Raw genomic sequence first — 7,607 nt, forward strand, 5'->3', positions numbered from 1 at the left:
CAGGTGTCGACCTTGGTCGACACGCATTAGCCGACCAAGGTCGGCCGCTACCGGAGCCGCGCATGGCGACCGCTGCGCGCCAGGCCCCCGGTAGGTGTCGACCCTGGTCAACACGCATTACAGGGCGCCGACCAAGGTCGGCCGCCACACCGAAGCCGAGCGTGGGCTCGGCGCTACACGTACACCTTCGCCACGCGCTTGACCGCGCACGGCAGCTGGTACGCGCTCACGCCGCAGCGCGGCGCCAGTTCCGCCAACGTCGGCGCACTGCCCCACAGTTCCACCACGCTGCCCACCGCGGCCTGCGGATGCGCCGTCAGGTCCACCGTCAGCATGTCCATCGACACGCGCCCGATCAGTGCGCCGGGCTGGCCATCGATCAATACCGGCGTGCCATTCGGGGCGAACTGCGGATAACCGTCGGCATAGCCCAGTGCAACCACACCCACGCGGGTGCGCGCCTTGGCCACGAAGCGCGCGCCATAACCCACCGGCTCACCCGCTTCGATCCAGCGTTCGGCGATCACTTTCGACTGCATCGTCATCACCGGGCGCAGGCGCTCGGTCAGCGTGGTGTCGTCCGGCAGCGGGTTTGCGCCATACAGCATCAGGCCCGGGCGCACCCAGTCGCTGCGCACGTCCGGCCAGCCCAGCAGCGCCGGCGAATTGCACACGCTGGTCTCGCCGTGCAGGCCGTCGATGGCGCGCGCGAACGTCGCCGCCTGTTCGTGGGTGCGTTCGCTGTCCAGCTCGTCGGCGCGCGCCAGGTGGGTCATCAGCACGATGCGCTCGACCTGCGGCAGCGCTGACAGGCGCGCGTGCGCCGCGCGGAAGCTGTCCACGTCCAGGCCGAGGCGATGCATGCCGCTGTCCAGCTTCAGCCACACCGTCAACGGGCGCGGGCTGTCGAAGGCGGCGACGGCCTCCAGCTGCCACGGCGAACCCACGGCGAACCAGAAATCATGCTCGGCCACCAGCGCCATGTCGCTGGGTTCGAAGATGCCTTCCAGCAGCAGGATCGGCGCACGGATGCCGGCCTGGCGCAGTTCCAGCGCCTCTTCGATGGTGGCCACGCCGAAGCCATCGGCCTCGCCTTCCAGCGCCTGCGCACAGCGCACCGCGCCATGCCCATAGGCATCGGCCTTGATGATCGCCAGGGCCTTGCCACCGCCCAGTTCACGGGCGAGCCGGTAGTTGCTGCGCAGGGCGCCCAGATCGATCAGCGCGCGGGCAGGACGCATGTGCGGTTCTCTTGTTGCGGCGCGTGACCGTACTGGCCGTAGCGGAAAATATCCAGGCCTTCAGTGCTGATCTGCGGCTGGCGCGCGCTCATCAGGTCGGCCAGGTAGCGGCCCGAGCCGCAGGCCATGGTCCAGCCCAGCGTGCCGTGGCCGGTGTTGAGGTACAGATTGCGGAACGGCGTGGCGCCGATCACCGGCGTACCGTCCGGCGTGGCCGGGCGCAGGCCGGTCCAGAACTGCGCGCGCGACAGGTCACCGCCCTTCGGGTAGAGGTCGCTGACCACCAGCTCCAGGGTCTCGCGGCGGCGCTGCGACAGCGACAGGTCGAAGCCGGCCACTTCGGCCATGCCACCGACGCGGATGCGGTCGTCGAAACGGGTGACCGCCACCTTGTAGCTCTCATCGAGGATGGTCGAGGTCGGCGCCATCGCCGGGTCGGTGATCGGCAGGGTCAGCGAGTAGCCCTTCAGCGGGTACACCGGCAGGCGCATGCCCAGCGATGCGACCAGCGCCGGCGAATAGCTGCCGAGCGCGACCACGAAGCGGTCGGCGGTTTCCAGCTTGCCGTCGATGCGCACGCCGGTGATGCGGTCGCCATCGACCTCCAGGCCGGTGATGTCCTGGTCGAAGCGGAACTCGACACCGGCATCCACGCACATCTGCGCCAGGCGGCGGGTGAACAGCTGGCAGTCGCCGGTCTGGTCACGCGGCAGGCGCAGCGCGCCGACCAGGCCATCGACATGGGCCAGGGCCGGTTCGGCCTGGATGATGCCGGCGCGGTCCAGCACCTCGTACGGCACGCCGTACTGGGCCAGGATCTCGATGTCCTGCGCCGAGGCATCCAGCTGCTGCTGGGTGCGGAACAACTGAGTGGTGCCCAGGTCGCGGCCTTCGAATTCGATGCCGATCTGCGCGCGCAGTTCGTTCAGGCAGTCGCGGCTGTACTCGGACATGCGCACCATGCGCGCCTTGTTGATCGCGTAGCGCTCATGGGTGCAGTTGCGCAGCATCTGCCACAGCCAACGGTACTGGGCCAGATCCATGCCCGGCTTGATCGCCAGCGGCGCGTGCTTCTCGAACAGCCAGCCGATGGCCTTCTTCGGCACGCCCGGGGCCGCCCACGGCGAGGTGTAGCCGAACGACAGCTGGCCGGCATTGGCGAAGCTGGTCTCCAGCGCCGGTCCGGGTTGGCGGTCGATGACCGTGACTTCAAACCCGGCCTGTCGCAGGTACCAGGCACTGGTGGTGCCGATCACGCCGCTGCCGAGAACTAGGACTCGCATGGGACTTCTCCAACCCGATCATTCCCTGCACTGGAGCGTGCCGGGACCATAATTGGGGAAGTATAGACAGCCATTCCCAGTTGATTTGCCTGTTTTGAAATCAACCGGCAGGATGTTCTCCTGCAATTCATTCCCCAAGGTTGACGGCCATGGCCACCCGTATCCGCGAACTGGACAAGATCGACCGCAAGATCCTGCGCATCCTGCAGGCCGAGGGCCGTATCTCCTTCACCGAGCTTGGCGAGCGGGTCGGCCTGTCGACCACCCCGTGCACCGAGCGCGTGCGTCGATTGGAGCGCGAAGGGGTGATCACCGGCTACCACGCCCACCTTGACCCGGCCGCAGTGAAGGCCAGCCTCCTGGTGTTCGTGGAAATCAGCCTGGCCTACAAGTCCGGCGACATTTTCGAGGAGTTCCGGCGCGCGGCGCTGAAGCTGCCCAACGTGCTGGAGTGCCATCTGGTGTCGGGCGACTTCGATTACCTGCTGAAAGCGCGGATCAGCGAAATGGCCTCCTACCGCAAGCTGCTCGGCAGCACGTTGCTGACACTGCCGCACGTGCGCGAGTCGAAAAGCTACATCGTGATGGAAGAAGTGAAGGAAACACTGAGCTTGCCGATTCCGGATTGAGGCTGGGGAAGCGGTTGGGGTCAGAGCCCGCCGCGCGGGATCCGACCCCGATCGCGGGATCAGGCAAGGGGTCGGATCCCGCACAGCGGGCTCTGACCCCGACCATGGTGACAGTCAACGCTGCTGTGGATGTTTCTGCGAGCGCTGTTCCTGCTGCTTGCCGCCCTTGTGCGGCTGCTGCGGGTCCATCTGCTGTTGCTGTTGCTGCTGCGGGTTGCGGCCCTGCGGTTCCTTGCCGGGATGACGGTTCTGCTGGTTTTTCATGATCGCGATCCAGTGGACAAAGGACATGCGGCGGCGAAATGCCGGCGCACGGTCACGTTGGTCCCGGAACGGTTAATCGCAGGCGAAAAAGCAGTGATCGCCAGGAAGCTGTTTTCGTGCGTTCAGCCCGCACGGCTCGCAGTAGCTGCCAACCTTGCCTGGCACCAGAGGTCAGCGCTTGATCTGCTGGCCATCGCCGGCCGGTACGCTGTCGTAATAGCGCCCGGTGCGCGAGTCGAACACGCGGTTCGGGCCGGCCGGGCGCACCCCGGGAACGATGCGGCCATTGCGGTCATAGACCTTGTCGGCCGGCTTCGGTACCGGCGCCGGCACGGCCTGGGCCGGACCGGTGGACTTGATCGGCTGTGCCGGCTGCGGCGAGGGCAGTACCTGCGGCTGCGGGCGCGCAGCCTGTGGCGGCGGCACCACCGGTTGCGGGGCCACGGTGGTGGCACTGCGGGTGGCGGTCGGGGTCGACGACGTCGGTACCTGGGCCTGCGCGACCAGCGGCAGCAGGGCCATCAACAACAGGGGAAGGATCGGTTTCATGGCACGCTCCGACGTGGATCGTCTTCACCATGCGCCAGCGCCTGTGTGCCGCCCATGAACGGCCATCACACTTGCAAGCGGGCGCCAGCACCCCCACGTTTTCCGGCATCCCCAGGCCATCGACCCCACGGAGCGCCGCCATGACCGCCTTCGATCTGACGCCCCCCACTGCCACCCAGACCGAGGCGCTGGTCGCCGGCCTCAGCAGCGAGGAGCGCCGAGTGCTGCTGCAGCACGGTACCGAAGCACCGTTCTGCGGGGTATTCCTCGACAACAAGCGCGAGGGCGTCTATTGCTGCCGCCTGTGCGCGCTGCCGCTGTTCCGCTCCAGCACCAAGTTCGATTCCGGTACTGGCTGGCCCAGCTTCTTCGCTCCGTTCGACCCAGCGCACGTGCGCGAGATCCGCGATACCAGCCACGGCATGGTGCGCACCGAGATCACCTGTGCGCGCTGCGGCAGCCACCTCGGCCACGTATTCCCGGACGGTCCGCCGCCCACCTACGAGCGTCACTGCCTGAATTCCGTCTCACTTTCATTCACTGGCAATGGTGAGCCGTGGCCCGATCCACTGCAGCGCGGCGGTGCCGAGGCCGGCATGGCGGGCTGAAATACCCGCTGACCGATTTCACAGAATTCCCTCTTCAGAAAACCGGGCGACGGGCCGACAAGGAGATATCCCCTCTCCTTGCGTCGCCCCATGCTCATCATCGTTGGATTCCTGGTCGTCATCATCAGCGTGATCGGGGGCTATCTCGGTGCCCACGGCCGCCTGGGTGCCCTCTGGCAGCCCTACGAGCTGGTCATCATCGGCGGCGCCGCGCTCGGCGCCTTCCTGGTCGGTACCCCGGCCAAGACCGTCAAGCAGACCCTGCAGGCCATGGTGGGCGTGTTCAAGGGCCCGCGCTACAAGCAGCAGGACTACATCGATGTGCTCAGCCTGCTCTATGAACTGCTCAACAAGGCGCGCCGCGAAGGCTTCATGGCACTGGAAGACCATGTCGAGCGCCCAGCCGAGAGCGCCTTGTTCGGCAACTACCCCAAGGTGCAGGCCGACCATCACCTGATCGACTTCATCACCGACTGCCTGCGCCTGATGATCGGCAGCAACATCGAGCCGCACGAGCTGGAACCGCTGCTGGAACTGGAGCTGGAAAAGCACCATGCCGAAGCCATGGCGCCGTCGCAGGTGCTGACCAAGGTCGCCGACGGACTGCCCGGTTTCGGCATCGTGGCGGCGGTGCTGGGCATCGTCATCACCATGGGCTCGATCGGCGGCGACATCGTCGAGGTCGGCGGCCACGTGGCCGGCGCGCTGGTCGGTACCTTCCTCGGCATCCTGCTGGGCTACGGCTTCGTCGGCCCGATGGCGGCCGCAATGGAGGCCCGCGCCGAGCAGGACAGCCGCATCTACGAATCGGTCAAGACCGCCCTGCTGGCCTGCCTGCGCGGCTACAACCCGAAGATCGCGCTGGAATTTGCCCGCAAGACGCTGCCGTCGAACGTGCGCCCGGCCTTCTCCGATTTCGAGCAGCACCTGAAGACGGTCAAGTAAGCCATGGCCGAGAACAAGCCCACCGTCATCGTCCGCCGGGTCAAGAAGGCCGGCCACGCCGCCCACCACGGCGGCTCGTGGAAGGTGGCCTACGCCGACTTCGTGACCGCGATGATGGCGTTCTTCCTGGTGCTGTGGCTGATGGCCACCACCAACAAGAACGACCGTGCGGCCATTTCCGAGTACTTCCGCAACCCCAGCCCGCTGAGTGGGCAGAACGCCACGCCTGCACCCGGCATGGCCGGACCGGGCGGCGCCAGTACTTCGATGATCAAGCTGGGCGGTGCCACCGACATCTCGCGCGGCAACAGCAACGATCCCTTCCAGAACCAGAAGGAGGCCGTGCCGCAGCCGGTGGACCAGCAGCAGCGCGACAAGCAGCAGCTGGAAGCGCTGATGAAGGAACTGCAGGAAGCGATCAGCAGGAGCCAGGCACTGGAGCCGTTCAAGGACCAGCTGCTGCTGGACCTGACCCCGGAAGGCCTGCGCATCCAGATCGTGGACAAGCAGAACCGGCCCATGTTCGACCTTGGCAGCGCCACGCTGAAGCCGTACACGCAGCAGATCCTGCACGAACTGGCCGAGTACCTGAACCATGTGCCGAACCGGATCAGCCTGACCGGCCACACCGACATCACCGCCTATTCGGCCGCACGCGGCTATGGCAACTGGGAACTGAGCGCCGACCGTGCCAACGCCGCACGGCGCGCACTGGTGGACGGCGGCCTGGAGGACAGCAAGATCACCCGTGTGGTCGGCCTGTCCTCGTCGGTGCTGTTCGACAAGACCGACCCGCAGAACCCGATCAACCGCCGCATCAGCATCGTGGTGATGACCAAGGCCGCCGAGGAGGCCGCCCTGGCCGGTGCCGGCCCGCAGGTGGGGCTGTCGGCGCCCACCGCCGACCCGGACGTGCAGGCCGCGCAAGGTGAGGCCGCGCCCGTGGCACGTTGAACCGGGGTCAGATCCCTTTTCCATGGAAAGGGATCTGACCCCGCCTGCGTGCGGCCGCTACAATGGCGGTCTTTCCTTTTCCAGGTGATTTCACCCCCATGTCCCAGAACTCCAAGGCCAAGCGCGACAAGCGCAAGAAGCAGCAGGCCAAGCGCCCGTTCCTCCGCCTGAATGCCCAGCAGCAGGTGCAGAACCATGCCGTGCTGACCAACGAAGACGGCCAGGTGGTCGCGGCCATCGGCCTGCAGGGCCGTGAGTGGCTGCTGGCCATCGGCGGCCAGACCATGGGCAACGCCGAGAACCCGGTGCCGATGCTGGCCATGCTCAAGCACCTGGCCAACGTGCAGGAGAAGGAAGGCCGCAAGGTCAACCTGGAATACTCCGAACTGCTGCAGAAGCTGCTGGACACCCTGGCGGCCGAATCCGAGCAGACCGCCGACGAGTACCTGGACAAGCTGGTCGCCGAGTTCGAAGGCGTCGACGCTGCTGAAGGCGAGGAAGGCGAAGCCGCCGAGGGCAACGTGGCCGAAGAAGCCGCTGCCGAGGCCGCTCCGGCCGCTGACAGCGACAGCAAGCCGCAGGCCTGAACCGGCCGCGGCGGTGACGGTCTACGTCGATGACGCGGTGCATCCCTGGCGCGGACAGCGCTGGGCGCACCTGATGGCCGACACCCTGGCCGAGCTGCACGCGATGGCGGCGCAGCTCGGCATTCCCCCGCGGGCCTTCCAGAACAAGGCCAGCGGTGCCCACTACGATGTCACTTCCGAGCTGCGCGCACAGGCGATCGCGCTCGGTGCGCGGGCGATCTCACGGCACACCGACCGTGACCTTGTCAAAGCGGTGATTGCCAACGCCAGGGCGCAGTACCGGCCGTAGGCCACGTCGCGGGTTCGCCGGACACCAACCGGCACCGACCGGGTAGAGTCGACTGTCAGTCGACTGCTCTCCCATCCGGCCGCGAGAACCCCGCGCTGCGCGCGATAGTCGACTAACTGTGATCTCTCGGTAGGTTGTTCATCCGGGGCATCTTTGGAAAATGGTGGTTACCACACCTATCCAGACCCCAAAGAGCCCGGATGAACCACCATAAAAATGCCCGTTTGACGCCGTTTAGTCGAGAACTTCTTGTCCGCC

Annotated in this window: 10 protein-coding genes; 6 read left to right on the plus strand and 4 right to left on the minus strand. The window is 66.6% G+C overall.

Annotated elements, in window-relative coordinates; all coding sequences use genetic code 11:
* Positions 1 to 173 precede the first annotated feature (173 nt).
* Positions 174 to 1,241, minus strand: coding sequence for an alanine racemase (gene alr / locus AC5P5X_RS07045; RefSeq protein ID WP_005412128.1), 1,068 nt, complete (start codon positions 1,239 to 1,241; stop codon positions 174 to 176).
* Positions 1,220 to 2,524: a D-amino acid dehydrogenase gene (locus tag AC5P5X_RS07050; RefSeq protein ID WP_010484119.1), complete on the minus strand. Its 1,305-nt coding sequence runs from the start codon at positions 2,522 to 2,524 to the stop codon at positions 1,220 to 1,222. The genes alr and AC5P5X_RS07050 overlap by 22 nt, the downstream gene beginning before the upstream one ends.
* 149 nt (positions 2,525 to 2,673) lie before the next feature.
* Between AC5P5X_RS07050 and AC5P5X_RS07055 the strand changes: the two genes are divergently transcribed.
* Positions 2,674 to 3,153: an Lrp/AsnC ligand binding domain-containing protein gene (locus tag AC5P5X_RS07055; protein ID WP_019660918.1), complete on the plus strand. Its 480-nt coding sequence runs from the start codon at positions 2,674 to 2,676 to the stop codon at positions 3,151 to 3,153.
* A gap of 114 nt (positions 3,154 to 3,267) precedes the next feature.
* Here AC5P5X_RS07055 and AC5P5X_RS07060 read toward each other — a convergent pair whose 3' ends face one another.
* Both AC5P5X_RS07060 and AC5P5X_RS07065 read right to left on the minus strand, forming a co-directional pair.
* Positions 3,268 to 3,444 carry a hypothetical protein gene (locus AC5P5X_RS07060; RefSeq protein ID WP_033833709.1) on the minus strand — a complete coding sequence of 59 codons (177 nt, stop codon included), beginning with the start codon at positions 3,442 to 3,444 and terminating at the stop codon, positions 3,268 to 3,270.
* A 144-nt stretch (positions 3,445 to 3,588) separates the two neighbouring features.
* Positions 3,589 to 3,966 (minus strand): classical arabinogalactan protein 4, encoded by a 378-nt coding sequence (locus AC5P5X_RS07065; RefSeq protein WP_111189075.1) that lies wholly within the window; start codon positions 3,964 to 3,966, stop codon positions 3,589 to 3,591.
* Between the two features lie 140 nt (positions 3,967 to 4,106).
* Here AC5P5X_RS07065 and msrB point away from each other — a divergent pair, with 140 nt between their 5' ends.
* The 5 genes from msrB (at position 4,107) to AC5P5X_RS07090 (ending at position 7,349) form a co-directional block, all read left to right on the plus strand.
* Positions 4,107 to 4,574, plus strand: a complete 468-nt coding sequence (gene msrB, locus AC5P5X_RS07070; protein ID WP_005407916.1) for a peptide-methionine (R)-S-oxide reductase MsrB — start codon at positions 4,107 to 4,109, stop codon at positions 4,572 to 4,574.
* A gap of 90 nt (positions 4,575 to 4,664) precedes the next feature.
* Entirely contained in the window at positions 4,665 to 5,519 is an 855-nt protein-coding gene (gene motA, locus AC5P5X_RS07075; RefSeq protein WP_005407915.1) for a flagellar motor stator protein MotA, read from the plus strand.
* Between the two features lie 3 nt (positions 5,520 to 5,522).
* On the plus strand, positions 5,523 to 6,473 hold the full coding sequence (gene motB / locus AC5P5X_RS07080; protein WP_024957104.1) for a flagellar motor protein MotB: 951 nt from the start codon (positions 5,523 to 5,525) through the stop codon (positions 6,471 to 6,473).
* A gap of 98 nt (positions 6,474 to 6,571) precedes the next feature.
* Positions 6,572 to 7,060 (plus strand): hypothetical protein, encoded by a 489-nt coding sequence (locus tag AC5P5X_RS07085; protein ID WP_012479023.1) that lies wholly within the window; start codon positions 6,572 to 6,574, stop codon positions 7,058 to 7,060.
* Between the two features lie 13 nt (positions 7,061 to 7,073).
* Positions 7,074 to 7,349: a DUF4031 domain-containing protein gene (locus tag AC5P5X_RS07090; RefSeq protein WP_033833707.1), complete on the plus strand. Its 276-nt coding sequence runs from the start codon at positions 7,074 to 7,076 to the stop codon at positions 7,347 to 7,349.
* Positions 7,350 to 7,607: the final 258 nt, after the last annotated feature.

The organism is Stenotrophomonas sp. YJH_SMC_91, assembly GCF_059368495.1.